Annotated in this window: 28 protein-coding genes and 2 tRNA genes; 22 read left to right on the top strand and 8 right to left on the bottom strand. The window is 62.3% G+C overall.

Going from position 1 to position 24,859, the window contains the following annotated elements:
• Positions 1-102 precede the first annotated feature (102 nt).
• The 9 genes from AC07VH_RS08075 (at position 103) to AC07VH_RS08035 (ending at position 8,129) form a co-directional block, all read left to right on the top strand.
• Positions 103-2,313: an EAL domain-containing response regulator gene (locus AC07VH_RS08075; protein ID WP_494787153.1), complete on the top strand. Its 2,211-nt coding sequence runs from the start codon at positions 103-105 to the stop codon at positions 2,311-2,313.
• Positions 2,314-2,467: 154 nt separating this feature from the next.
• Complete coding sequence (locus AC07VH_RS08070; protein WP_494787152.1) at positions 2,468-3,310, top strand: urease accessory protein UreD; 843 nt, start codon at positions 2,468-2,470, stop codon at positions 3,308-3,310.
• Positions 3,311-3,335: 25 nt separating this feature from the next.
• The gene (locus AC07VH_RS08065) at positions 3,336-3,638 is read left to right on the top strand and encodes an urease subunit gamma (RefSeq protein ID WP_034751936.1); all 303 of its coding nucleotides are present in this window, start codon (positions 3,336-3,338) and stop codon (positions 3,636-3,638) included.
• 23 nt (positions 3,639-3,661) lie between these two features.
• Positions 3,662-3,991 (top strand): urease subunit beta, encoded by a 330-nt coding sequence (locus tag AC07VH_RS08060; protein WP_219306870.1) that lies wholly within the window; start codon positions 3,662-3,664, stop codon positions 3,989-3,991.
• 1 nt (position 3,992) lies between these two features.
• Positions 3,993-5,693 carry an urease subunit alpha gene (ureC, locus tag AC07VH_RS08055; protein WP_494787151.1) on the top strand — a complete coding sequence of 567 codons (1,701 nt, stop codon included), beginning with the start codon at positions 3,993-3,995 and terminating at the stop codon, positions 5,691-5,693.
• Between the two features lie 13 nt (positions 5,694-5,706).
• Positions 5,707-6,231, top strand: a complete 525-nt coding sequence (ureE, locus tag AC07VH_RS08050) for an urease accessory protein UreE (protein ID WP_494787150.1) — start codon at positions 5,707-5,709, stop codon at positions 6,229-6,231.
• The gene (locus tag AC07VH_RS08045) at positions 6,231-6,911 is read left to right on the top strand and encodes an urease accessory protein UreF (RefSeq protein WP_494787425.1); all 681 of its coding nucleotides are present in this window, start codon (positions 6,231-6,233) and stop codon (positions 6,909-6,911) included. The genes ureE and AC07VH_RS08045 overlap by 1 nt, the downstream gene beginning before the upstream one ends.
• Before the next feature lie 22 nt (positions 6,912-6,933).
• The gene (ureG, locus tag AC07VH_RS08040; RefSeq protein ID WP_493043815.1) at positions 6,934-7,572 is read left to right on the top strand and encodes an urease accessory protein UreG; all 639 of its coding nucleotides are present in this window, start codon (positions 6,934-6,936) and stop codon (positions 7,570-7,572) included.
• Positions 7,569-8,129 carry a HupE/UreJ family protein gene (locus tag AC07VH_RS08035; RefSeq protein WP_494787149.1) on the top strand — a complete coding sequence of 187 codons (561 nt, stop codon included), beginning with the start codon at positions 7,569-7,571 and terminating at the stop codon, positions 8,127-8,129. Before ureG ends, AC07VH_RS08035 begins: the two co-directional genes overlap by 4 nt.
• On the opposite strand, the gene AC07VH_RS08030 is transcribed toward AC07VH_RS08035, so the two are convergent.
• Positions 8,126-8,737 carry a 1-acyl-sn-glycerol-3-phosphate acyltransferase gene (locus tag AC07VH_RS08030; RefSeq protein WP_475413971.1) on the bottom strand — a complete coding sequence of 204 codons (612 nt, stop codon included), beginning with the start codon at positions 8,735-8,737 and terminating at the stop codon, positions 8,126-8,128. The two genes, AC07VH_RS08035 and AC07VH_RS08030, sit on opposite strands and share 4 nt — an antisense overlap.
• Before the next feature lie 250 nt (positions 8,738-8,987).
• On the opposite strand from AC07VH_RS08030, the gene AC07VH_RS08025 reads away from it, so the two are divergent.
• Complete coding sequence (locus AC07VH_RS08025; RefSeq protein ID WP_475413970.1) at positions 8,988-9,209, top strand: hypothetical protein; 222 nt, start codon at positions 8,988-8,990, stop codon at positions 9,207-9,209.
• A gap of 113 nt (positions 9,210-9,322) precedes the next feature.
• Here the strand turns inward: AC07VH_RS08025 and AC07VH_RS08020 are convergent, their stop codons facing one another.
• From AC07VH_RS08020 to AC07VH_RS08000, 5 genes are all read right to left on the bottom strand, one after another.
• Entirely contained in the window at positions 9,323-10,387 is a 1,065-nt protein-coding gene (locus AC07VH_RS08020) for an alkene reductase (protein WP_494787148.1), read from the bottom strand.
• Positions 10,388-10,439: 52 nt separating this feature from the next.
• Positions 10,440-10,736 carry an ArsR/SmtB family transcription factor gene (locus AC07VH_RS08015; RefSeq protein ID WP_494787147.1) on the bottom strand — a complete coding sequence of 99 codons (297 nt, stop codon included), beginning with the start codon at positions 10,734-10,736 and terminating at the stop codon, positions 10,440-10,442.
• A gap of 138 nt (positions 10,737-10,874) precedes the next feature.
• Complete coding sequence (locus AC07VH_RS08010; RefSeq protein ID WP_475413967.1) at positions 10,875-12,047, bottom strand: helix-turn-helix transcriptional regulator; 1,173 nt, start codon at positions 12,045-12,047, stop codon at positions 10,875-10,877.
• A 68-nt stretch (positions 12,048-12,115) separates the two neighbouring features.
• Positions 12,116-12,691 (bottom strand): hypothetical protein, encoded by a 576-nt coding sequence (locus tag AC07VH_RS08005; RefSeq protein ID WP_494787146.1) that lies wholly within the window; start codon positions 12,689-12,691, stop codon positions 12,116-12,118.
• 164 nt (positions 12,692-12,855) lie between these two features.
• Positions 12,856-13,215, bottom strand: a complete 360-nt coding sequence (locus tag AC07VH_RS08000; protein ID WP_494787145.1) for a DUF1304 domain-containing protein — start codon at positions 13,213-13,215, stop codon at positions 12,856-12,858.
• Positions 13,216-13,411: 196 nt separating this feature from the next.
• Here AC07VH_RS08000 and sugE point away from each other — a divergent pair, with 196 nt between their 5' ends.
• Together sugE and AC07VH_RS07990 are read left to right on the top strand one after the other, a co-directional pair.
• The gene (gene sugE, locus AC07VH_RS07995; RefSeq protein ID WP_070217981.1) at positions 13,412-13,732 is read left to right on the top strand and encodes a quaternary ammonium compound efflux SMR transporter SugE; all 321 of its coding nucleotides are present in this window, start codon (positions 13,412-13,414) and stop codon (positions 13,730-13,732) included.
• Between the two features lie 23 nt (positions 13,733-13,755).
• Positions 13,756-14,085 (top strand): SMR family transporter, encoded by a 330-nt coding sequence (locus AC07VH_RS07990; RefSeq protein WP_151097794.1) that lies wholly within the window; start codon positions 13,756-13,758, stop codon positions 14,083-14,085.
• On the opposite strand, the gene AC07VH_RS07985 is transcribed toward AC07VH_RS07990, so the two are convergent.
• Positions 14,086-15,048 carry a M14 family metallopeptidase gene (locus tag AC07VH_RS07985; RefSeq protein WP_494787144.1) on the bottom strand — a complete coding sequence of 321 codons (963 nt, stop codon included), beginning with the start codon at positions 15,046-15,048 and terminating at the stop codon, positions 14,086-14,088.
• 138 nt (positions 15,049-15,186) lie between these two features.
• On the opposite strand from AC07VH_RS07985, the gene AC07VH_RS07980 reads away from it, so the two are divergent.
• Positions 15,187-16,299: an acyltransferase family protein gene (locus AC07VH_RS07980; protein WP_494787143.1), complete on the top strand. Its 1,113-nt coding sequence runs from the start codon at positions 15,187-15,189 to the stop codon at positions 16,297-16,299.
• Between the two features lie 3 nt (positions 16,300-16,302).
• Here the strand turns inward: AC07VH_RS07980 and AC07VH_RS07975 are convergent, their stop codons facing one another.
• On the bottom strand, positions 16,303-16,767 hold the full coding sequence (locus AC07VH_RS07975) for a hypothetical protein (protein ID WP_494787142.1): 465 nt from the start codon (positions 16,765-16,767) through the stop codon (positions 16,303-16,305).
• A gap of 148 nt (positions 16,768-16,915) precedes the next feature.
• Between AC07VH_RS07975 and AC07VH_RS07970 the strand changes: the two genes are divergently transcribed.
• The 9 genes from AC07VH_RS07970 to AC07VH_RS07930 all read left to right on the top strand — a co-directional run bounded on the left by AC07VH_RS07970 (position 16,916) and on the right by AC07VH_RS07930 (position 24,856).
• A tRNA-Val gene (locus tag AC07VH_RS07970) sits at positions 16,916-16,992 on the top strand.
• 89 nt (positions 16,993-17,081) lie between these two features.
• Positions 17,082-17,158 (top strand) — tRNA-Val (locus tag AC07VH_RS07965).
• Between the two features lie 216 nt (positions 17,159-17,374).
• Complete coding sequence (gene thrS, locus AC07VH_RS07960) at positions 17,375-19,282, top strand: threonine--tRNA ligase (protein ID WP_071326353.1); 1,908 nt, start codon at positions 17,375-17,377, stop codon at positions 19,280-19,282.
• A gap of 12 nt (positions 19,283-19,294) precedes the next feature.
• A complete protein-coding gene (infC, locus tag AC07VH_RS07955) occupies positions 19,295-19,855 on the top strand; it encodes a translation initiation factor IF-3 (protein ID WP_205711303.1) in 561 nt (186 codons plus the stop codon).
• Positions 19,856-20,082: 227 nt separating this feature from the next.
• A complete protein-coding gene (rpmI, locus tag AC07VH_RS07950; protein WP_038493025.1) occupies positions 20,083-20,280 on the top strand; it encodes a 50S ribosomal protein L35 in 198 nt (65 codons plus the stop codon).
• Between the two features lie 26 nt (positions 20,281-20,306).
• Entirely contained in the window at positions 20,307-20,666 is a 360-nt protein-coding gene (gene rplT / locus AC07VH_RS07945; RefSeq protein WP_010399214.1) for a 50S ribosomal protein L20, read from the top strand.
• Positions 20,667-20,815: 149 nt separating this feature from the next.
• Positions 20,816-21,832 (top strand): phenylalanine--tRNA ligase subunit alpha, encoded by a 1,017-nt coding sequence (pheS, locus tag AC07VH_RS07940; protein WP_034751917.1) that lies wholly within the window; start codon positions 20,816-20,818, stop codon positions 21,830-21,832.
• Between the two features lie 78 nt (positions 21,833-21,910).
• Positions 21,911-24,337: a phenylalanine--tRNA ligase subunit beta gene (gene pheT, locus AC07VH_RS07935; protein WP_494787141.1), complete on the top strand. Its 2,427-nt coding sequence runs from the start codon at positions 21,911-21,913 to the stop codon at positions 24,335-24,337.
• 171 nt (positions 24,338-24,508) lie between these two features.
• Entirely contained in the window at positions 24,509-24,856 is a 348-nt protein-coding gene (locus AC07VH_RS07930; protein WP_010399205.1) for an integration host factor subunit alpha, read from the top strand.
• The last annotated feature ends 3 nt before the right edge of the window (positions 24,857-24,859 follow it).

The raw sequence follows: 24,859 nt of genomic DNA, 5'->3' as shown, positions 1-24,859 counted from the left end.
AATAAAGATTATGATGATAGTACGTAGTTCATCGCAAAGAAATGTCTTGTCCAGCGCGGCAACGGACCGCCGCGCCTCATCCAAAGCTGAGAGAACTGCTACATGCACCGCGATTTTTCGGAAGTGAACTCGAAGGGCGAAGTACTGATCGTTGAAGATACGCCGGCTTCGCTGAAGCTGTTGAGCGATTTGCTGGGCGGCGCCGGCTATGCGGTGCGCCAGGCGCCGAACGGCGAACTGGCCCTGTGGACGGCCCAGGCGCGCCCGCCGGAGCTGATCCTGCTCGACGTGCGCATGCCGGGCCTCGACGGCTTTGAAGTGTGCCGCCGCCTGAAGGAAATTCCATCGCTGAGCCAGGTGCCGGTGATCTTCCTGTCGGCGCAATACGATACGGACGACAAGGTGCGCGGCTTTGCGCTGGGTGCCGTCGATTTCATCGCCAAGCCCTTCCAGGCCGAGGAAATCCTGGCCCGCACCGATGCCCACGTGCGTCTGGCGCGGGCGCAGCTGCAGCTGGCGCAGGAGCGCGCCAACCTGGAGCGGCGCGTGGCCGAGCGCACGGCCGAACTGGAGCAGGTGGCCAGCACCCTGGCGCGCGAAGTGCAGATCCGCCGCGCCAACGAAGAATTGCTGCGCCTGTCGGGCCAGGTCTTCGAAGCGACCCAGGACGCCATCCTGATCACCGATCCGGCCGGCATCATCGTCACCGCCAATCCCGCCTTTACCCGCATCACCGGCTATGCGGCACAGGAAGTGGTGGGCACGGACATCATGCGCCTGCATGCCGAATACACGGGCGAAGCGGTGCTGCTGGCCCTGCGCCAGGGCTTGCGCAGCAGCGGCTGCTGGTCGGGCGAGGTGCAGACGCGGCGCAAGAGCGGCGACACCTATCCCTGTTTGCTCAGCGCCTCCACCGTGCACGGCCCGGACGGCGCCGTCGTCAACTACATCGGCGTCTTCCTCGACATCAGCGAGCGCAAGGCCGAGCAGCATCTGATCGATTTCCTCTCCTACCACGACGCGTTGACGGGTTTGCCGAACCGCGTGCTGCTGCGCGAGCGTTTCGAACAGGCGCGCGCGAACGCCCTGCGCGACGGCCAGCAGGTGGTGCTGATGTGCCTTGACCTGGACCGCTTCAAGAACATCAACGATTCGCACGGCCAGGCTGTGGGCGACAAGGCCTTGCAGGTGGTGGCGCGTTTCCTGTCCGGCTGCGTGCGCGAGGGCGACACGGTGGTGCGCCAGGGCGGCGACGAATTCCAGATCCTGCTGCAGGACGATGCCCTGCTGGGCCGCACGCTGGCGCTGGCGCAAACCATCCTGGCCGGCCTGCGCGAAGAACTCAGCGTCGACGGCGAGCGCCTGGCGCTGACCACCAGCATCGGCATCGCCATGTGCCCGGCCGACGGCGACAGCCTCGACGACGTGCTGCGCCATGCCGACACGGCCCTGGTGCGCGCCAAGGAAATGGGGCGCGACCATTACGCCTTCTTCACGGAGCGCATGGGCAGCGATATCCGCGCCCGCCTGGCCATGCAGCAGCAGCTGCGCGGCGCCATCGGCCGCGATGAATTCGAAGTGCATTACCAGCCGCAGATGTGCTTGCGCACGGGCGCCATGCTGGGCGCGGAAGCGTTGTTGCGCTGGAATAACCCTGTGCTGGGCAAGGTGCCGCCCGGCCTGTTCATCGCGCTGGCCGAGGAGTATGGTTCCATCACGGCCATCGGCGAGTGGGTGCTCGAAAGCGTCTGCGCGCAGATCCGCGTGTGGCACGATGCGGGCCTGGGCAGCATCAAGGTGGCCGTCAACCTGTCCGGCAAGCAGTTCGCGCAGGACCGCACGGTGCCTTTCGTCGAGGCGGCCCTGCGCAAGTACGGCATCGCGCCCGCCTGCCTCGGCATCGAGATCACGGAAAGCACGGTGATGGGCGACCCGGACAAGGCCGTGGCGGCCCTGACGCGCCTGAAGGACATCGGCGTGGGCATTTCGCTCGACGACTTCGGCACCGGCTATTCCAGCCTCGGCTACCTGAAGCGCTTCCCCATCGACGTGCTGAAGATCGACAAATCCTTCGTCGACGACGTCACCACCAGCAGCAGCGACGCGGCCATCGCCCGCTCCGTCATCTCGCTGGCGCACAACCTCGACATGCGCGTCATCGCCGAGGGCGTGGAGACGCGCGAGCAGGTCGACTTTTTGACGGAACACGGCTGCGATGAAATGCAGGGCTATTATTTCAGCCGTCCCCTGGGCGCCGCATCGTTTACGGCCTTGCTGCGCGAACGGCGCACCCTGGCCATGGCCCAGGCCTAAGCGCCGCGGTGCGGCCGATGCACCATGCCGGTGCGTCCGCTGCAGCGCGGTGCGTGATTCTCACTTTTCCTTCCCCTGACGCTGGCACATATCCTGCTTAGGTAATCGCTTATTTACGCGATTGCCCCGCATGCCAGACAGCAGCCATCCAGTCATGCCTACACCAGCCAGCGCGCACGGCGCCTGGCAGGCGCACCTGCGCCTGGGCTTTGCGCTGCACGATGGCGTCAGCCGCCTCGTCGAGCGCACGCACAGCGGCCCCCTGCGCGTGCAAAAGCCCCTGTACCCGGAAGGCGATGGCGTCTGCCACGCCATCATCATCCATCCGCCCGGCGGCGTGGTGGGTGGCGACCAGCTGGCCGTCGACGTCACGGCGGGCGAGGGCGCGCACGCCTTGCTCACGTCGCCGGGCGCCGCCAAATGGTACCGCGCGAATGGCCACGTCTCGGGCCAGCACATCGTGCTGCGCGCGGGCCGCGGCGCCGCTATCGAGTGGCTGCCGCAGGAAAGCATTTTCTTCGACCAGGCCTGCGTGCGCCTGCGCCATGAAGTGGAGCTGGCGCCGGACGCCGGCTACATCGGCTGCGACATCGTCTGCCTGGGCCGCAGCGCCGCGGGGGAAATGTTCAACACGGGCAGCATCAGCCAGCAGGTGCGGATCCGCCGCGGCGGCAAGCTGCTGTGGTGGGAGCAGGGCGTGCTGGCCGCCCGCGGCGCGCTGATGGCCAGCCCCCTCGGCCTGGGCGGACACACGGTATGCGCCACCCTGATCGCCGTCGGCACGCCCGTTTCTTCCGCCGTACTGGCGGCCGTGCGCGGGATCGCCGTGCCGGAAGGCGCCGCATTTGGCGCCACGCAGATGAAATCGCTGGTGGCGGTGCGCCTGCTGTGTGGCGACAGCGAGGCGGCGCGCCGCATCATGCTGGCCGCCTGGCAGTTGCTGCGCCCCGCCATGCTGGGGCGCGACGCCGTCGTGCCTCGCATCTGGAACACTTGAACAGGAAAGAAGCACAAGGAAAACCATGGACCTGACTCCCCGCGAAAAAGACAAGCTGCTCATTTTTACGGCCGCGCTGCTGGCCGAACGGCGCCTGGCGCGCGGCTTGAAGCTCAATTACCCGGAAGCGGTGGCCCTGATCAGCGCCGCCATCATGGAAGGGGCGCGCGACGGCAAGTCGGTGGCGCAGCTGATGTCGGACGGCACGAAGATACTTTCGCGCGCGGACGTCATGGACGGCATCGCCGAGATGATCCCCGACATCCAGGTGGAAGCGACTTTCCCCGATGGCAGCAAGCTGGTGACCGTGCACCACCCGATACCGTAGTTTTTTTTGCGAAGGAGCCCCTCATGACCCCAGGCGAATACCAGTTGGAAGAAGGCGAAATCAGCTTGAACGCGGGGCGCGCCACGGCCACCGTGGTGGTGGCCAACCGCGGCGACCGGCCCATCCAGGTCGGCTCGCACTTCCACTTTTTTGAAGTCAACCCGGCGCTGGCCTTCGAGCGCTGGCGCGCCTACGGCATGCGCCTGAACATCACGGCCGGCACGGCCGTGCGCTTCGAGCCGGGCCAGCAGCGTACGGTGGAACTGGTGGCGCTGGCGGGCGAGCGCAAGGTGTTCGGCTTCAATGGCGCAGTGATGGGCGAACTGCAAGACACACCACCGGGAAAGGATTGAGATGGCCAGCATTCCCCGCGGCGCGTATGCCGAGATGTTCGGCCCCACCAAGGGCGACCGCATCCGCCTGGCCGACACGGCACTGTTCATCGAGATCGAGCATGATTACGCGATCTACGGCGAAGAAGTGAAATTCGGCGGAGGCAAAGTCATCCGCGACGGCATGGGCCAGTCGCAGCGCTGCGCGGCCGAGGTGATGGACACCGTCATCACGAATGCCGTCATCCTCGACCACTGGGGCATCGTGAAGGCGGATATCGGCCTGAAAAACGGCCTGATCTTCGGCATCGGCAAGGCGGGCAACCCGGACATCCAGCCCGGCGTCACGCTCGCCATCGGCGGCGCCACCGAGATCATCGCCGGCGAAGGCATGATCGTCACGGCCGGCGGCGTCGACACGCACATCCACTTCATCTGCCCGCAGCAGATCGAGGAAGCGCTGATGAGCGGCGTGACCACCATGCTGGGCGGCGGCACGGGGCCGGCCGTGGGCACGGCCGCCACCACCTGCACGCCGGGACCGTGGCACTTGCACGCCATGCTGGCCGCCGCCGACGCCTTCCCGATGAACCTGGGCTTCATGGGCAAAGGCAACGTCAGTTTGCCGCTGCCCCTGGAAGAACAGGTGCGCGCGGGCGCCATCGGCCTGAAACTGCACGAGGACTGGGGCAGCACGCCGGCCGCCATCGACAACTGCCTGTCGGTGGCCGACCGCATGGATATTCAGGTGGCGCTGCACAGCGATACCCTCAACGAAGGGGGCTTCCTCGAACACACCCTGGCTGCCTTCAAGGACCGCACCATCCACACCTTCCACACGGAAGGGGCGGGCGGCGGCCATGCGCCCGACATCATCGCCGCCGTGGGCCAGTCCAACGTGCTGCCCTCGTCGACCAACCCCACGCGCCCGTTCACCGTCAACACGCTCGACGAGCACCTGGACATGCTGATGGTGTGTCACCACCTGGACCCGGCCATTGCCGAAGACGTGGCCTTTGCCGAGTCGCGCATCCGCCGCGAAACCATCGCCGCCGAAGACATCCTGCACGATATCGGCGCCATCTCGATGATGTCGTCCGACTCGCAGGCGATGGGCCGCGTGGGCGAAGTGATCATGCGCACCTGGCAGACGGCGCACAAGATGAAGGTGCAGCGGGGCGCGCTGGCGCCCGACACGGCGCGCAGCGACAATTTCCGCGCCAAGCGCTACATCGCCAAGTACACGATCAACCCGGCCATCACGCACGGGATATCGCACGTGGTGGGTTCCATCGAGGCGGGCAAGATCGCCGATATCGTGCTGTGGAAGCCGGCCTTCTTCGGCGTCAAGCCGTCGATGATACTCAAGGGCGGCATGATCGCGGCCGCGCAGATGGGCGACCCGAACGCCTCGATTCCCACGCCGCAGCCCGTGCATTACCGCATGATGTTCGGCGCCTTCGGCGGCGGCCTGAAAAAGTCGTTTACGTTCGTCTCGCAGGCGGCCTACGAGCTCGATATCGGGCATCAGCTCAAACTCAATAAATCCGTCATCGCCGTGAAAAACATGCGCGGCTTGCGCAAGGCCGACATGATCCACAACGGCGCCACGCCGCACATGGAAGTGGACCCGGAAACCTATGCCGTGCGCGCCGACGGCCAGCTGCTCGTGTGCGAGGCGGCGGCCGTGCTGCCCATGGCGCAGCGTTATTTTCTATTTTAAGCGGGAGACAAGCATGCTCACTTTGCATACCAAATTAGGTCCCGACGATGACCGCGCGCCGTTTGCCCAATTGGTGCTGCCCTACGACCAGCGCGAAAAATGCCGGCTGCGCGCCGTGCTGTCGAATGGCGACGACGTCGCCGTGTTCACCGTGCGCGGCACGGTGCTGCGCGACGGCGAGCGCATGACGGGGCCGGAAGGGCAGGTGGTGCGGATCGTCGCCGCGCGCGAACCGACCTACCTGGTGCGCTGCGCGGATGCGCATACCCTGCTGCGCTGCGCTTTCCACCTGGGGAACCGCCACACGCAGGCGCAGGTGGGCGACGGCTTCTTGCGCATCCGCAAGGATGTGGTGTTGAAGGAAATGCTGGAGGGCTTGCAGGCGACGGTGACGGAAGAAAGCGCGCCGTTCGAGCCGGAAGCGGGCGCCTACGGCGGCGGCCATGGCCACCACGACGGCCACGGCCAGCACTTGCTGGCGCCCGTGCCGCTGCGGCAGAAAATCCACCGTCCAGGCGATGCGCCGGGCGCCGCGTGATGCAGGCATCGGCCCTGCTGCATCTGCTGCAGTTCGCCAGCCCGGCCTTGCCGATCGGCGCCTACAGCTATTCGCAGGGGCTGGAAGCGGCGCTGGAATCGGGCCTGGTGACGGATGCGGCCACGGCGCGCGAGTGGATCGCGCAGCATCTGGCGCAGGTGGTGGCGCGCTGGGAGGCGCCTTTGTGCTGGCGCTTGATGCAGGCGTTTGCAGCGCAGGACCTGGGCGCCGTGCAGCGCTGGAGCGAGCGTTTCATCGCTTCGCGCGACACGGCGGAATTTCGCGCCGAAACCATCCAGATGGGATACTCGCTGACCAAATTGCTGGCCGAGCTGGGCGTGGCCGACGGCGTGCTGATCGACATGCTGCAGGGCGAGCCGGAAGTGGCCCTGCCCACCGCGTATGCCTGCGCCGTGGCGGCACTGGCCATCCCGCGCGAAGAGGCGCTGCTGGCCATGCTGTTCGCCTGGGCGGAAAACCAGGTGCTCGTCTGCGTGAAATCCGTGCCGCTGGGGCAGGTGGCGGGCCAGCGTTTGCTGCTGTCGCTGCGGCCGGACCTGGAAGCGGCGGCGATCACGGCGCAAACCTTGGCAGACGACGAGATGGGCAACTGGGCACCGGGCCTGTCGCTGCTGTCGATGCGGCACGAAGTGCAGTACAGCCGCCTGTACCGTTCCTGAACTATTCAATGAGAGAGCAAACATGACATCGATTACCTCCAATCCCCTGCGCGTGGGCATCGGCGGGCCCGTTGGCTCGGGCAAGACGGCCCTGTGCGAAATGCTGTGCAAGGGCATGCGCGAGCGCTACGACATGGCCGTCATCACGAACGACATCTACACCAAGGAAGACATGGAAATCCTGTTGCGCGCCGATGCCTTGCCGGCCGAGCGCCTGATGGGCGTGGAGACGGGCGGCTGCCCGCACACGGCCATCCGCGAAGATGCCTCGATCAACCTGGAAGCGATCGCACGCATGCAGGCTGATTTTCCCGATCTCGACCTGATCCTGGTCGAATCGGGCGGGGACAATCTGGCTGCCACCTTCAGCCCGGAACTGTCGGACCTGACGATCTACGTGATCGACGTGGCCGGCGGCGAAAAAATCCCGCGCAAGGGCGGCCCCGGCATCACGCGCTCCGACTTGTTGATCATCAACAAGACGGACCTGGCGCCGTACGTGGGCGCCAACCTCGACGTGATGGCGCAGGACGCCAGGCGCATGCGCGGCGAGCGGCCCTTCGTGTTCACCAACCTGCGCAGCGGCGACGGCGTGCAGGCCGTGATCGATTTTATCCGCGAGCAAGGTTTGCTCGATCAACCAGGCAAGGAGCTGCAATGAGCGCAACACTGATGACAAAAACGGCCGCCGTGGCGGCACTGTGCCTGCTGGCCGTGCCCGCCATGGCCCACCCCGGTCATGGCGACAGCGTGGGCTTCCTGGCCGGCTTCGCCCATCCGTTCACGGGCATCGACCATTTGCTGGCCATGCTGGGCGTGGGTCTCTGGGGCGGCCAGCAGCGCCGCGGCTGGGGCCAGCCTGCCACTTTCCTCGGCATGATGCTGTTCGGCGCGCTGGCCGGCATGGCGGGCTTGACGGTGCCGGGGCTGGAAACGGGCATCGCCGCGACGGTGGCGCTGGTGGGACTGGCCATCGCGCTGGCGCTGGCCTTGCCGAACTGGCTAGGCTTGGGATTGGTGGCCATGTTTGCGCTGGCGCATGGCAATGCGCATGGACAGGAATTGCCGGCCGCCTCGGCCGCGTGCGGCTTCATGCTGGCCTCGGCCATGCTGCTGTGTGCGGGACGTGTCACCGGCCTGGTGCTGGCCGAGCGCGTGCTGCGTGTGGCCGGCGTGGCCTTGACGGCCGCCGGCGTGGTGCTGATGGGAATGAATTAAGGGGCGGGGCGCTTGTCGGACAGAACGATGGGCGCGGCTTTTTCCGGATGCAAGCCCTGGTGGCCCGCATACACGGCGGCAATCGCCGCCATGTCGGCATCCTTGTCGCCCGTCAAGTATAAGTGGTCGACGACGCCCAGCACCTTGTTCGGGTAGTCGATGTAGACCAGCAACAGCGGCACCTTGGCGGCGACGGCCAGGTGATAGAAGCCGCTTTTCCAGTTCGGACGGTAGCTGCGCGTCGCTTCCGGCGTGATGGCCAGCCAGTACCAGTCGGCGGCCAGCATGCGCTCGGCCTGGCGCTGGATCGTGCCGCTGGTGGTGCTGCGGTCGACTGGTTCGCCGCCCAGGTAGCGCAGCACCTTGCCCATGGGGCCGCGGAACAGCGAATCCTTGGCCAGCCAGCGGAACGGCAGCGAAAGCGCCCATTTTCCGAACAGGCCCACCATGAAATCCCAGTTCGACGTGTGCGGGTAGACGACGGCGATGCCGCGCGGCCCCGGCAAGGGGCGGAAGCGCATGCGCCAGCCGAACAGGTGCAGCACGCGCAGCGCGCAGCGCTGGTGCCAGGTCGGCAAGTCGCCCGCTTGTACAAATAAATCGTCCATTGATACCCTTCAGTGACACTGTTCTTAATGGGATGGCGCTGGTGGCCATTTTCCGTGAAGCAAAAATTCTGCGCAGGCATTCTATACGGGGCTGGCGGTGGCGACAAGCAGCGAAGGCCGCTATCCATGCGGTGTCGGGGTCGTTTACACTGCCATTTTAACCATGCTTGCTTCCTGTGCCGGGCACTAAATGCACGGTATGTGGTCAAAACTTGATGCAAGGTTGATCCACCCGCTATGGAGCCATGGCATGAAAAACAGTATCGACGATGTACATGGGGAGCATGTTCGAACGGACACAGTGATGGCCGAGCTCGTTGAGCGTGGCGTGGCGTTTCATCATGCCCTGGGGCGAACGGTGGCGACCGCCTATTTGCGCGAGCACGCGGTGCCGGCCGAAGTAATACGCCGCGTCTTCAGCAGCGTGCAGGCGCGCCGCCCGGCCCGGCCGGCACGGCGCCGATGGCGCTGAAGGGCAGGTAAAAACGGCGGGCGCCGCGATCGTCACGCGGTCAGTGCGTTGGTATCGTTGCGCCCGCCGCCAAGGGGGGAGCGGCGCAGTGCCGCTCGTGCTCAGGGGGCCGTTCAGGCTTGTGCGGCCAGCGCCGGGTAGTCCGTGTAGCCGGCGGCGTCCGGTGCATACAGGGTGTCCGGGTTCAGCGGGTTCAATGGCGCGTCGCTGTGCAGGCGGATGGGCAGGTCGGGGTTGGCGATGAACCACAGGCCGAAGGCCACGGCATCGGCTTCGCCCTTGGCCAGCAAGGCTTCGGCCGCCGCCTTGTCCATTTTCTCGTTGGCAATGTACACGCCGCCAAATTCCTGCTTCAGGTAGGGGCCCAGGCGGTCGTCACCGAGCGCTTCGCGGGCGCAGATGAAGGCGATGCCCCGTTTGCCCAGTTCGCGCGCCACATAGCCGAAGGTAGCGCGCGGGTCGGAATCGCCCATGTCGTGTGCGTCGCGGCGCGGCGCCAGGTGCATGCCCACTTTGTCCGCGCCCCACACGGCTATGCAGGCGTCCGTCACTTCCAGCATCAATCGGGCGCGGTTTTCAATCGAACCGCCGTAGTTATCGGTGCGCAAGTTGGTGCTGTCTTGCAGGAACTGGTCGAGCAGATATCCATTGGCGCCATGGATTTCCACGCCGTCGAAGCCCGCTTTCTTTGCATTCTCTGCGCCCAGGCGGTAGGCCGCCACGATGCCGGGGATTTCTTCCGCGTCCAGCGCGCGCGGCGTGACGAATTCCTGTTGCGGGCGCACCAGGCTGACGTGGCCGGCCGGCTTGACGGCGCTGGGTGCCACGGGCAAATCGCCATTCAGGAACAGGGGCGCGGAAATGCGGCCCACATGCCACAGTTGCAGCACGATCTTGCCACCCGCCTCATGCACTGCGCGGGTGATGTGTTTCCAGCCTTCCACCTGCTCGTCGGACCAGATGCCGGGCGTGTCCGCATAGCCCACGCCCTGCGGCGTGACGGCCGTCGCTTCCGAAATGATCATGCCGGCCGAAGCGCGCTGCGCGTAGTACTCGGCCATCAGGGCGTTGGGCACGCGGCCCGGATTGCCGGCGCGCGAACGCGTCAGCGGCGCCATGATGATGCGGTTTTTCAGTTGCAGGCTGCCGATGGTGATGGGGGCGAATAGGGTTGTCATGATTGTCATTTCCTTGTGGGGGGCCGGTCGGGCGGCGTTGAGATGGGGATGCTTACAAACCTTGTTGCATGTGGTCGAGAAAGGCCGCGATGGTGGTTTCGTTGCGGCTGAAGAAACTCCATTGGCCCACCTTGGTGGCCGAAACCAGGCCCGCCTTCTGCAAGCTGGCCAGGTGCGCCGACACCGTCGATTGCGACAGGTTCAGGCGGCGGTCGATCAGGCCGGCGCACACGCCCAGGTGCAGCGGGTGGTCCTGTTCCTGGAAATACTGTTCCGGCTCCTTGAGCCATTGCAAAATCTGCCGGCGCACGGGATTGGCCAGCGCCTTGTGGATGGCGTCGATATCCATGTTGTTTCTCCTCAATACACAATTCGCTTTTCAGCGATGTATATATCGTGATTGTTCAATTCTAATATCGTTATATTGCGATATACGTATCTTACGATATAAATGAAAAGCGTGCCGGCGGCGCGCGTTTTTGAAAGCTCAGGCGGGAAGGGGATTGCGCTGCAGCACGGCCGGGCCCGTCAGCACGATGCGCACCAGGTCCACCTGGCGCTGGGCGCCGGCCTTGGCGGTGGCGCTCTTGATTTGCGTGCGGGCCGTGTGGATGGAGATGCGCTGGCGTTCGGCGTATTCCTGCAGGGAGTAGCCGTTGACGAGCGCTTCCGTCAGGCGCGCCTCGGCCACGGTCATGCCATAGAAATTGCGCAGGGTCGCCGCCAGGGAGGTGATCAGGTCGCTGCTGTCGCTGAGGAAGACGGCGATGGCGCTGGCCGAGCCGAACGGGCTGTGCCAGGAGGGCAGGGGCGTGACGCGCAGGCGCAGCTGCTCTCCCGTCAAGCCGTTCAGGTTGAGCACGCCGCCGGGGCCGCCTGCCGCTGTCGTGCCCGTTTGGGCCGCCTCGTGCAGCATGCGCCGCAGCGCGCCGTTGTCCGCTTCGCGCGGGCAATACAGGGGCGCTCCCTCGCGCAGCTGCAGCAAGCGCGTTGACGCCGTCATGGCCAGCGCCCGCTCGTTGGCGTACAGCAATTGTGAGGTGGCGTCGAGCAACAGTACGCCGAACGGCAGCAATTCCAGCACCTGGGTGGAACTCTGGGACAGCACTTCCAGCCGGCGCAGTTTGCGCTGCAGGGCAAAGGCCGTCTGCAGGTGCGGCATCAGGCTGCGGATCAGCGCCAGCTCGCCCGCCTCGTAGACGCCCGCCTGTTCGCGGCGTACCACGGTGACGTTGGTGGAGCGCTCGGCGCGCAATTCGACGATGGCCGCCGCCGTATAGAAGATGTCTTGCGGGCGCAGCCAGTCCGTCCAGTACTCGGTTTTCTTCAGGCAATGGTCGGGAAACAGCATGGAGCCGGTGACGACGGCGCCCTCGCGGTGCAGGGTGGCGTCTTCCAGCCACACATTGCGCGCGCCGTAGTAGCTGGCAAAGCTGGCCATGGCCTCCGATTCGAAGCCATACGTGGCGGCCAGGCCGCTGCCCGGCAGCTGCACGTCGACCGAGCGGTTGCTGAAATCATTGGCCCAGATCAAACCCGCGTGCGATTTCAGTTGTTGCGCAAGGGCGGCGAGGAATTGCGACCAAGCGCCATGCCGCGTGGCCGCTTCATAGATTAGGGTAATCAGTGCCTGGCTGGCGACGGCGAGCGATGGCGTCATTGGCGATCCTCATGCGGCAAGCGATGGACAAGATCGCGGGCGGCCTTTGCTATGGCCGCCCGGCTTCCTTAACGCGATTCCAGCCAGCTTTTGCCGCCGGAGGTGCACGTGCTGAGGCTGGCGTACTGGCTGATATGGTTATAGCCGCTGCCGCAGCCGCCTTCGCCGGATTTGACGGGGCCATAGCAAGCGCCTTCATAGCTGAGCTTACCATTGACGGTGGTGCTTTTGACACAGAAATTGTAGTTGCTGGCCGTGGTGTTGTTGGGCAAGGTGGCGCCGTTGTTTTGCCCGCAACCGAGTTCCTTGCTCACGGCGCGCGCATAGTCGACCATGTGCTGGTAGGTGCCACTGTAATAGGCATCCGCCTTGGCTTTGTCTCCCTGTTTGCAGGCGGCAACGAGGCTATCGTATCCCGAGTCCGCCTGGGCGTAGTTGCCCGATACCTGGATGCCACAGGCGCTGGCCTGCTTGCGTTCCGTATCGCTGATCAGATTGCTGTACTGGCAGCTTGACGAGGTGCCGCCGCTGGCACTGGTGGAGCCGCTGCCCGAGCCGCTGTCGTCGCTGCCGCCGCCACCGCAGGCGGACAGCATGAGGCAGCCGAGCAAAGTGACGGCAAAGGTGGTTGGATGTGCTTGCATGATTTCCCCTGTGGACTGTGACTTGCCACCATGTGTCTGGTGGTATCTTTTTTATTGCTACAAGGAATTGTATCGGGCGTGTTTCTTGGAAACATCACCCATTTGGGGTATGCGCGGGCGGCACGGAGTGGGGTAGGGCGGCCGGCTGGCCGCCTTGGCAGGGATCAGGCGAAGTGGAACAGCAGCAAGGCGATGACGGCCGGCACGGTTTGCAGGTAGAGGATACGCGCCATGACGGTGGCTGCGCCCCACACGCCGGCCACGGCGATGCAGGTCAGGCCGAAGACGGTGAATGCATGGGCGATGGCCGCGTCCGGATGAAAAAAGCCCAGCGCCAGCGCGGCGACAAGAAAGCCGTTGTAGCAGCCCTGGTTCGACATGGCGGGGCGCACGATCTCCGCCTTTTCCTTGCTCAGGCCAAAGACCTTGCGTCCGCGCGCATCGAACAGCACGGTTTCCAGCAGCATGATGTAGACGTGCAGCAGCAGGATGAGGGCGGTAAGGATTTGGGCCAGTAGCAGCATCGTTGTTCCCGAGAGTGAATGGATGCGGCAATTATGCTGCCAGACGCATGTTTTTTGGCAACAGCACCAGAAAAAATGTGCTTGCGGCAAGACTTTTCACCCAGTGGTATACTTTTCCTTTTGCTCCTGTGGGGACGACCCCGCTCGATGTGGGGGCTGCATGGCGGGGACGACCCTGCCGCCTCGGGAGAAAAGTATGGCGTGGATCATTCTGGTATTGGCGGGTTTGCTGGAAATCGGCTGGGCCATCGGCCTCAAATACAGCGCCGGCTTTACCCGCCTCGTGCCCTCCGTCTTGACGGCGGTGTCCATGCTGGGCAGTGTGGTGATGCTGGGCCTGGCCTTGCGCACCTTGCCGCTGGGCACGGCGTACGCCATCTGGACGGGCATCGGCACCGTGGGCACGGCCATCTTCGGCATCATGGTGCTGGGCGAACCGGCCAGCGCCGCGCGCATCGCCTGCATCGCCCTGATCGTCTCCGGCATCCTGGGCTTGAAATTGCTCAGCCCGCAATAAAGGATGCCAGCATGAGTCTCGCCATGACGTATTTCTACCTGGCCATCGCCATCATCGCCGAAGTCATCGCCACCAGCGCCTTGAAGGCGTCCGAGGGCTTCAGCCGCTTGTGGCCCAGCATCATCACCGTGGTCGGCTACAGCATCGCCTTCTGGTGCTTGTCGCTGACCCTGAAGGTCATTCCTACCGGCATCGTGTATGCGATCTGGTCGGGCGTGGGCATCGTGCTCATTTCCGCCGTGGGCTGGTTCTGGTTCAAGCAAAGCCTCGATACGCCGGCCCTGATCGGCCTGGGGCTGATCATTGCCGGCGTGCTGGTGATTAATCTCTTTTCCAAATCAGTGGGGCATTGATCAGAAGCTGCTGGCCACCCGCGCCAGGTAATACCACTCGGCATTGGCTTGCGCGTTGACGTCCGGGAAGAGGATATAGGCGTCGAATTCGGCCGTCACGGGCGTGCCGTCCGCGCGCACGCCGATCTGCTCGCCCTGTTTGACCTTGTCAAAGCTGGACCAGGTCTTGATGAAGCGGTCGCTTGTATGCAGCTTGTCGTGCACGACGACCATGTTCAGCGCTTCCATGTCGGCATCGGCGATCGGTTCCGGTGGCGGCGCGTCGATGAAGCCGAGGAAGGCGAGCGTGTTCATGATGGCGCGGTAGGCCACATCCGGCGCGGCCGGGTCCGCGTGCTGGCCGCATTCCAGGGTCAGGGCATAGCCGCCCGTCGAGCGCATGTATTCCGTCGTGCCCACGCCATAGCGCAAGACCAGGCCCACCTGGTCGCTATTGCCCAGGCGGCGCTGCACGCCCTGACCGTAGGCATGCAGCCAGCCGTCGACGAAGCGGCGCACGCCCAGGCGGCGCGCCAGCGCGCGTTCTTTGTCTTCATGTTGAAACGGTTGCAGCGGACCGTCGTTGTTGCGCGGCCCCACCATGACGAAGGGCTGGCTGTCGGCATTGAACGAGTGCAAGTCGAGCAGCACGTCGTGCTGGCCCAGCAAGGGGCATAGCCAGTTGGCGATGCGGTCTTCGAAATCCTGTGGATTGTCGTTCGGAAACAGGTTGCGGTTCAGGTTGCGGTCGCCGCTGCGCACGCCCTTGGCGTAAGCCAGCGGGTTGGTGATGGGCACGAAGGTGACGCTGCCGGCCACGATGGAGAGGGCGCCGCTGTCGAGTTCAGCCATCACGCGTTGAATACCCTTGGTACCGCAGGTTTCATTGCCGTGCACGGCGCCCGTGACGATCAGGCGCGGGCCGCTGCCCTGGCCCGTGTAGTTGATGGACTTGAAGTGGAGTGCGCTGCTCATGCTGGACATATCCTATGCTGTTGCGGGAAGGGAAAGCGGGGTCGGCATATTTTAGCGGGATTCGCCGTGCACGCCTGCAAAAATGTGGCCATGGCGCACTCTGGCGTGGCATGATCGGCGCCACCGTTGTTTTCCCTTGCCGATTCCATGTCCAGTACGTTCCATCCTTCCCGCCTGTATGGCCTCGACACCTTGCGCGCGCTGGCCATCGTGCTCGTCTTCATGAACCATTATTTGCTGTTCGTCAGCGAGGGCGGGGCGTTCGGTTTCTGGGGCGAAATCGGCTGGGTAGGCGTGGACCTGTTCTTTGCCCTCAGCGGCTACCTGATCGGCAACCAGATCTTCGGGGCCTTGCGCAGCGCACACGGCTTTTCACTGTCCCGCTTCTATGCGCGGAGATTTTTGCGCACCTTGCCCAATTTTTATGTCGTGCTGGCTTTGTATTATGTGTGGCCCGCGTTTCGCGGCGATAGCGCGCTATTGCCGCTGTGGAAATTCCTGACGTTTACGCAAAACATCAATCTGACGCCGGGCACGGCGTTTTCCCATGCGTGGTCGCTGTGTGTGGAAGAGCAGTTCTACGTGCTGCTGCCGGCCGTGGCGCTGATGATCGCCGCCTGCCGCAAGTCCTTGCTGTGGGCCTGGCTGGCCGTGGCCGCCAGCTTGATCGTCGGCATGCTGGTGCGCGCCTACCTGTGGGATGAATACGTGCAAGTACCGCGCGGCGGCCTTGGCTATTACAAGTATATTTATTACGCGTCGTGGTGCCGCTTCGACGAACTGGTGGCGGGCGTGGCCTTGGCGCTGATGAAGAATTACCACCCTGGTGCCTGGACACGCCTCACCTCCTACGGCAACCGCACCTTGCTGGCGGGAATCGCGGGCACGGCGCTGATGTTTTATGTGTTTCTCACCGATCACTATGGCTATGCGGTGACCGTGTTCGGCTATCCGGCCCTGGCCGTCAGTTTCAGCTTGCTGCTGATCGCCGCGCTCAGTCCCGGCAGCGCATTATATAAACTGCGCGTGCCGGGCGCGGCCAGCCTGGCCCTGTGGTCGTATGCGATTTATCTGTTGCACAAGCAACTATGCATCCTGCTGCGCCCACTGTTGCAGGAGATGGGGTATGGGCCGGACGGCCTCGTGGCGATACTGATCAGTATCGCCGTTAGTATCTTTACGGGCTGGCTCTTGTATAGAGTGGTGGAAACGCCGTTCATGCGCCTGCGGGCGCGTTATGTGCCCGCCAATCATGCGTGACGATTACATGTCGATCACGTCGAGTCCCCGTGGCGTGCCGACCAGCAATTCCAGGATCGCATGCACGCGCAGATTCGTGTCTTCGTGTGCCGTGTTGTGGATCAGGGTGCGCAGGCCGGGCACGGCTTCCGTGATGTGGTCGCTGGCGTAGGCATTGATCAACAACAAGACCAGGTCCGTGGCGCCCGCGCCGGGCTGGCGCCGCAGCCGGTCGTGGATCACGTTCAGCAGCGCGCGCTGCATGCGCGGCGTGGGATTGGTGATGTAGGCGAAGACGCTCGGCGTGTTGGCAATGGCCGCGCAGATGCGCCGCTCGATCTCGTCGGGCTTCACGTCGGAAGCGATATCGAAATACGCGGCTTCCCAGCGCGTGCGCGCGTAGGGGTGATTGGGCGGGAAGGAGTCGGCCGTTTCAAAACCGCAGATGCGGCTCAGGGTTTTCAGCCAGGCGAATAGGGTGGAGTTCATGCCGCGATTCTAGCGGCATTCCGCATGCACCGGGCCGACTCTATATAAAAGGGGCTGACGCCCGGGAAGCGGATGAAAAACAGATTAAAGTTTCCTGTAAAACAGCCCTTGTCATTCTGGGAAAGCCTCTCTATAATGCTGGTCTTCGGGGCGGTTAGTTCAGCTGGTTAGAATACTTGGTCGACATCCAAGGGGTCGGGGATTCGAATTCCTCACCGCCCACCAGAATTTAGCAGTAAGTGGTTTTAAAGAGTTTTAAGCTGGCGCAAGCCGCAAGCGGTCATTTGAAATACAATGATCAACAAAAGTTTTACGGGCGGTTAGTTCAGCTGGTTAGAATACTTGGTCGACATCCAAGGGGTCGGGGATTCGAATTCCTCACCGCCCACCAGGAATGCAGTTAGAGAGAAAGGTAAAACCGGTTATGACACCGCGAACTACTACCAAGCTTTGGGAGTGACGCTAGTCGAACGGGTTTCCTTTGTCTCAAAAAAGTGAAAAACGCGGCTAGTCCGCGTTTTTTTGCGTCTGCGTTTTCCTTTCAGTTTTTCAGTCCACACCATTCATTGCAGTTTTACCTGGCGCCAGCGCCGATATGGAGATCAATATGCTTACAATCCGACTTCCCGATGGTTCCGCCCGTCAATTTGACGGCCCGGTCACCGTGGCCCAGGTTGCGGCCAATATTGGTACCGGCCTGGCCAAGGCTGCCCTGGCGGGCAAGGTCGACGGCAAGCTGGTCGATACCTCCTATCTGATCGAGCAAGACGCGGAACTGGCGATCGTCACGGACAAGGACGCCGACGGCCTGGAAGTGATCCGCCACTCGACGGCCCACTTGCTGGCATATGCCGTCAAGGAATTGTTCCCGGACGCGCAAGTGACCATCGGCCCCGTGATCGACAACGGCTTTTATTATGACTTCGCCTACAAGCGGCCGTTCACGCCGGAGGATCTGGTTGCGATCGAAAAGAAAATGGCGGAACTGGCCAAGAAGGATGAGCAAGTCACGCGCAAGGTTGTCGCGCGCGACGAAGCCATCGACTACTTCAAGGGCATCGGCGAAGCCTACAAGGCTGAACTGATCGGCTCCATCCCGGCCGACCAGGAAGTGTCGCTGTATTCCGAAGGCAAGTTCACGGACTTGTGCCGCGGCCCCCACGTGCCATCGACGGGCAAGCTGAAAGTCTTCAAACTGATGAAGCTGGCCGGCGCCTACTGGCGCGGTGACTCGAAAAACGAGATGCTGCAGCGTATCTATGGCACGGCCTGGGCCAAGAAGGAGGACCAGGAATTGTATCTGCACAACCTGGAAGAGGCGGAAAAGCGCGATCACCGCAAGTTGGGCAAGCAGCTCGATTTCTTCCATTTCCAGGAAGAAGCGCCAGGCCTGATCTTCTGGCACCCGAAAGGCTGGTCGATCTGGCAGCAGGTCGAACAATACATGCGCAATGTGTACCAGGTCAACGGTTACCAGGAAGTCAAGGCGCCGCAGATTCTCGACCGTGGCCTGTGGGAAAAAACCGGCCACTGGGATAATTACCGTGAAAACATGTTCATCACGGAATCGGAAAACCGTGCCTATGCGCTGAAGCCGATGAATTGCCCTGGTCATATCCAGATTTTCAACAATGGCATGCGCAGCTACCGCGACTTGCCATTGCGCTACGGCGAATTCGGCCAATGCCATCGCAACGAACCGTCGGGCGCCTTGCACGGCATGATGCGCGTGCGCGGATTTACGCAGGATGACGGCCACATCTTCTGCCTGGAAGAGCAGATCGCCGGCGAAGTGACGGCCTTCCACCAGCAGGCCATGGATGTGTACACGGCGTTCGGCTTCACGAATATCGACGTGAAACTGGCCTTGCGTCCCGATAACCGCATCGGCACGGAAGAATCGTGGGATTTCGCCGAGGAATCCCTGCGTTCGGCTCTGCGCGCCTGCGGCGTGGAATGGACGGAATTGCCGGGCGAGGGCGCGTTCTATGGTCCGAAGATCGAATACCACTTGAAGGATAGTCTGGGCCGCGCATGGCAAGTGGGCACCGTGCAGATCGACCCGTCGATGCCGGGCCGCCTGGGTGCCGAATACGTGGCCGTGGACAACACGCGCCAGGTGCCGATCATGCTGCACCGCGCGATCGTGGGTTCGCTGGAACGTTTCATCGGCATCCTGATCGAACACTATGCGGGTGCCATGCCGTTGTGGCTGTCGCCGGTGCAGGTGTCGGTGTTGAATATTTCCGACGCTCAAGCTGATTATGTACAAGAAGTAACAACAAAACTGCGCAAAGCGGGGCTGCGTGTACAGGCTGATTTGCGTAACGAGAAGATTACCTATAAAATACGTGAACATTCCGTACAAAAATTGCCTTACATCTTAGTAATTGGCGACAAAGAGCGGGATGCGAATACAGTGGCCGTGCGGGCGCGGGGCAATGTCGATCTGGGCGTCATGTCCGTCGATGCCCTGATTGAGCGACTCAAACATGAAGTCGACACCAAGGCCTGACGAGGAAACTCGCTGCACGACCGTCTTACAAGATTTTTAAAGGAAATTACAATAGCTACTGACAAGTCACATCGCATCAATGGCGAAATCACTGCCCCTGAAATGCGTTTAAGCGGGGTCGATAACGAGCCACTCGGTATCGTAAGTTTGGCTGAAGCCTTCCGCCTGGCGGAAGAGGCAAACGTCGACCTGGTGGAAATTGCGCCTACCGCGCAGCCACCGGTATGCCGTTTGATGGACTACGGCAAATTTAAGTATTCGGAGCAAAAGAAAGCTCACGAAGCCAAATTGAAGCAAAAGATCATCCTCGTGAAGGAAGTCAAATTCCGTCCGGGGACTGATGATGGTGACTACAATATCAAGTTGCGTAATCTCATCAAGTTCCTTGAAGACGGCGATAAAACCAAGATCACTTTGCGTTTCCGCGGTCGTGAGATGGCGCACCAGGATATTGGCTTCCGCATGCTGGAACGTCTGAAAGCCGATCTGGAGCCGTACGGCCAGGTCGAGCAGTTCCCGAAGATGGAAGGCCGCCAAATGATCATGGTTCTTTCGCCTAAGAAGAAGAAGTAAGCTACAATAGCGTTTTACTGTGGATCGACGTGGTTTGCGCCAGCATTGGTGCGACACCAGATTCCAGGCAGAATTTGCGCGGCCCGCTCAGCAATGTGCGGGCCGCGTGAACTGTAGCGGACTCGCATCCGCTGCACAACATGTGAAAGCAGGCATCTAAGCGCAGCGTCGTGTTGCCACCTGCAATCCTGTTATAAATGGAGCTGTCCGTAAGAGGACAGATTGCTATGCCTAAAATGAAGACCAAAAGCTCCGCGAAAAAACGTTTTCGCGTGCGTCCAGGTGGAACAGTCAAGTCGGGTCACGCGTTCAAACGCCACATCCTGACCAAGAAAACCACCAAAAACAAACGTCAGTTGCGCGGTACCCGTAACATCAACGCATCGGATGTCACATCCGTCATGCGCATGATGCCGACTGCTTAATCTCACACTCAATTTAAGGAGTTACTATGCCTAGAGTAAAACGTGGGGTTACAGCTCGTGCCCGTCATAAGAAGATTCTTGTTCAAGCTAAAGGCTACCGTGGTCGCCGCAGCCGTGTATACCGTGTTGCCAAGCAAGCAGTTATGCGCGCTGGCCAATACGCTTACCGCGATCGCCGCAACAAGAAGCGTGTTTTCCGCCGCCTGTGGATCGCCCGTATCAACGCCGCTTCCCGTGAGCATGGCGTAACGTACAGCGTATTCATGAACGGCTTGAAAAAAGCAAATATCGAACTGGACCGTAAAGTCCTGGCCGATATGGCTGTGATGGACAAGCCAGCATTCGCTGCGATTGTCAACGCAGTGAAAGCAAAAATCGCTGCGTAAGCATCGGTCATTGCACAACGTTACCCCCAGGGTGACGTTATAAAGAGCGGGGCAGGGGTGTACAACCACCTTGTGCCCCGTTTCCGTTTTTGATTGTTGGGTTCTAGATTACTAAATCCAGGATTGATTTCCAAAACAGGAAAAGCCGCATGAACTCCCTAGAAGAACTCGTCGTCTCGGCCCAGGCTGACTTTATCGCCGCCGCAGACGCTGCCGCACTTGAAAACGCCAAAGCCCGCTACCTGGGCAAGACTGGCCAGATTACTGAAATGATGAAGGGCCTGGGCAAGCTGGACCCGGACGCGCGCAAGGCGCAGGGCGCCCTGATCAATGCCGTCAAAGTGCAGATCGAAGACGCGCTGACGGCGCGCCGTGATGCGCTGGCCGATGCCCAGATGCAAGGCCGTCTGAACGCCGAAGCGATCGACGTGACCCTGCCGGGCCGTGGCCGCATGCCAGGCGGCATCCATCCCGTGATGCGCACGTGGGAGCGGGTCGAGGAAATCTTCCGCTCGATCGGCTTCGACGTGGCCGACGGCCCCGAAATCGAAAACGACTGGACCAACTTCACGGCGCTCAACAGCCCGGAAAACCATCCAGCCCGTTCCATGCAAGATACGTTCTACATCGATGGCAACGACACCGATGGCAAGCCCTTGCTGCTGCGCACGCACACAAGCCCGATGCAGGTGCGCTATGCGCGCACGCATACGCCGCCGATCAAGGTCATCGCGCCGGGCCGCACCTACCGCGTCGACAGCGACGCCACCCATTCGCCGATGTTCCACCAGGTCGAAGGCCTGTGGATCGCCGAAGACATCAGCTTTGCCGACCTGAAGGGCGTGTACCTGAACTTCGTCAAGGCCTTCTTCGAAACGGACGACCTGCAGGTGCGCTTCCGCCCGTCGTACTTCCCGTTCACGGAACCGTCGGCCGAGATCGACATCGCCTTCGGCTCCGGTCCTTTGAAGGGCCGCTGGCTGGAAGTGTCGGGCGCCGGCCAGGTGCATCCGACCGTGGTGAAGAACTTCGGCCTCGATCCCGAGAAATTCATCGGTTTCGCTTTCGGCTCCGGCCTGGAACGCTTGACGATGCTGCGCTATGGCATCAATGACCTGCGTCTGTTCTATGAAGGCGACTTGCGTTTCTTGAAGCAATTCAACTAAGCGTTGTTCCGTTTGATTCATGGCGCTTGAGCGCCCGTGCGCTCGCGCTGTGAGCTTTGACCCTTTGAAGGCTTGATTATGCAATTTTCCGAAAACTGGCTCCGTACCATGGTCGATCCGAAGATGACTTCGGACGAACTGGCCCATCTGCTGACCATGTCCGGTCTCGAAGTCGAGGACGTCGATCCCGTCGCCCCGCCTTTCTCGAACGTGGTGGTAGGTTTGATCCTGGAGATGGAAAAACATCCGAACGCGGACCGCCTGAACGTGTGCCAGGTCGACGTCGGCACGGGCACCATGCTCAACATCGTCTGCGGCGCGCCCAACGTGCGCCCGGGCTTGAAAGTCGTCTGCGCGATGGCGGGCGCCGTGCTGCCCCCCGGCGCCGATGGCAAGCCGTTTGAAATCAAGGTGGGCCAGCTGCGCGGCGTCGAGTCGCAAGGCATGCTGTGCTCCGCGCGCGAATTGAAATTGTCGGAAGAAAACGCCGGCTTGATGGAATTGCCGGACGACGCGCCGATCGGCCAGAATTTCCGCGATTACTTTGCCTTGAACGACTTGAAATTCACCATCAAGTTGACGCCGAACAAGGCGGACTGCCTGTCCGTGCTGGGCGTGGCGCGCGAAGTGTCGGCACTCACGGGCGTACCGCTGAATGCGCCGCAGTTCCGCGCCGTGCCGGTTTCCAGCGACGAAGTCCTGCCCGTGAAAGTCAGCGCGCCGGACCTGTGCGGCCGTTTCACGGGCCGCGTCATCCGCGGCCTGAACGCCAAGGCAGCCACGCCGGACTGGATGAAGCAGCGCCTCGAGCGCAGCGGCCAGCGTCCGTTGTCGGCCCTGGTCGACATTTCCAACTATGTCATGCTGGAACTGGGCCGTCCCAGCCACGTGTTCGACCTGGCGAAGATCCACGGCAGCCTCGACGTGCGTTGGGGCAAGGCGGGCGAATCCGTCAAGCTGTTGAACGGCAACACCATCGCCGTCGACGAGTGGCTCGGCGTCATTGCCGATGAGCAGGAAATCGAATCGCTGGCCGGCATCATGGGCGGCGACGCCAGCTCGGTATCGGACGATACGGACAGCATCTACCTGGAAGCGGCATTCTGGTGGCCGAATGCCATCCAGGGCCGCGCCCGCCGTTTGAATTTCTCGACCGATGCGGCGCACCGTTTCGAGCGCGGCGTCGATTTTGCCACCACCGTCGAGCATATCGAGCGCATCACGGCCCTGATCGTGGAAATCTGCGGCACATCGGCCACCACCGTCGGCCCCGTCGACGACCACGTGGTGAACTTGCCGCAGCGCCAGCCCGTGACCATGCGCACGGCGCGCGCGCAAAAAGTCATCGGCGTGCCGCTGACCGATGCGCTGATCGCCGACATCTTCACGCGCCTGGCGCTGCCGTTCACCCTGGCCGACGGCGTGTTTTCCGTGACGTCGCCCAGCTACCGTTTCGACATCGAGATCGAGGAAGACTTGATCGAGGAAGTGGCGCGCGTGTACGGCTTCGAAAACATCCCGACCTTGCCGCCCGTGGCCGCGAACGTGATGCAGATTGCACCGGAAAATACCCGCTCCTTGTTTGCGGTACGTCATGAGCTGGCCGACCTGGGCTTCCAGGAAGTGGTTAACATGAGCTTTGTCGACACGGCATGGGAGCGCGATTTCTCGGGCAATACGCATCCGATCAAATTGCAGAACCCGATCGCCAGCCAGATGAGCGTGATGCGTTCCTCGCTGATCGGCAGCCTGATCGCCAACGTGCGCTATAACCTGAACCGCAAGACGAACCGCGTGCGCATCTTCGAAGTGGGCGCCATCTACCAGCGCGACGACAGCGTGCAAAACGGCCCCTTGTCGGTGGCCGGCTACGCCCAGCCCAAGCGCGTGGCGGCCATGGCTTACGGCGCGGTGGCCGACGAGCAGTGGGGCCAGCCGTCCCGCACGGTCGACTTCTTCGACGTGAAGGCGGACCTGGAAGCGCTGTTCGCGCCGCTGGTCTTGCGTTTCACCAAGGCGGAACATCCAGCCCTGCATCCGGGCCGTTCGGCCAATGTGGAACTCGACGGCAAGGTCATCGGTTTCATCGGCGAATTGCACCCGCGCTGGATGCAAAAGTACGACCTGCCGCTGGCGCCCGTGCTGTTCGAAGTCGATGCCGCTGCCCTGACGCAACGCGTCGTGCCCGTGTACCAGGAAATCTCGAAATTCCCTGGCGCCAGCCGCGACCTGGCCGTGGTCGTCAAGCAATCGGTGGCCGTGCAGGATCTGCTCGACAGTTTCCACGCCGCCGTCAAGGCAAGCCCGGCGGCGCGTATCGTGCAAGCCATTGTTTTATTTGATGAATATCGTGGAAAAGGGCTGGAAACGGATGAAAAAAGCCTTGCTTTCCGGATTAGCTTGCAAGATACTCAAAACACCCTGCAAGACGATGTCGTCGATGGCCTGATGGCTGTCCTGATCGATGCCGCCAAGCAGGGCCACGACGCGAAACTGCGTTCGTAATTCCGGACTGGCCGTCACTTTTTGCGTGACGGCCTTTCCGTCGTCAACCGTAGACGAGCTTGCCATGTGGCGGGCTCGGGCGCACAGAAAAGGCAGGGCAGGAAAATTAATAACAGCGACGTTGATTCCGCCGTACTGCAATCCGCACTGGCCGCCGATTTGCATCGGGCCATGCTGGTTGCCAAAGTGCGCCAGGAAGCGGAAAAAGATTTACCCACCTTGACCAAGGCGGAACTGGCCGAACTGTTGTTCGAGCAAGTGGGCCTGAACAAGCGCGAAGCGAAGGATATGGTCGAGACCTTTTTCGATGAAATCCGCAATGCGCTCGAGCGCGGCGAGGCCGTCAAATTGTCCGGTTTCGGCAATTTCCAGCTGCGCGACAAGCCGCAACGGCCGGGCCGCAATCCGAAGACGGGTGAAGAGATTCCCATCACGGCGCGCCGCGTCGTGACCTTTCATGCGAGCCAGAAGCTGAAAAGCATGGTCGAAGAGACCAGTCCGCTGGCACGTGCTGCCTGAGTG

It is taken from the genome of Janthinobacterium sp. GW821-FHT03C10 (assembly GCF_059420865.1).
This window is presented reverse-complemented; position numbering and strand designations above follow the sequence as displayed.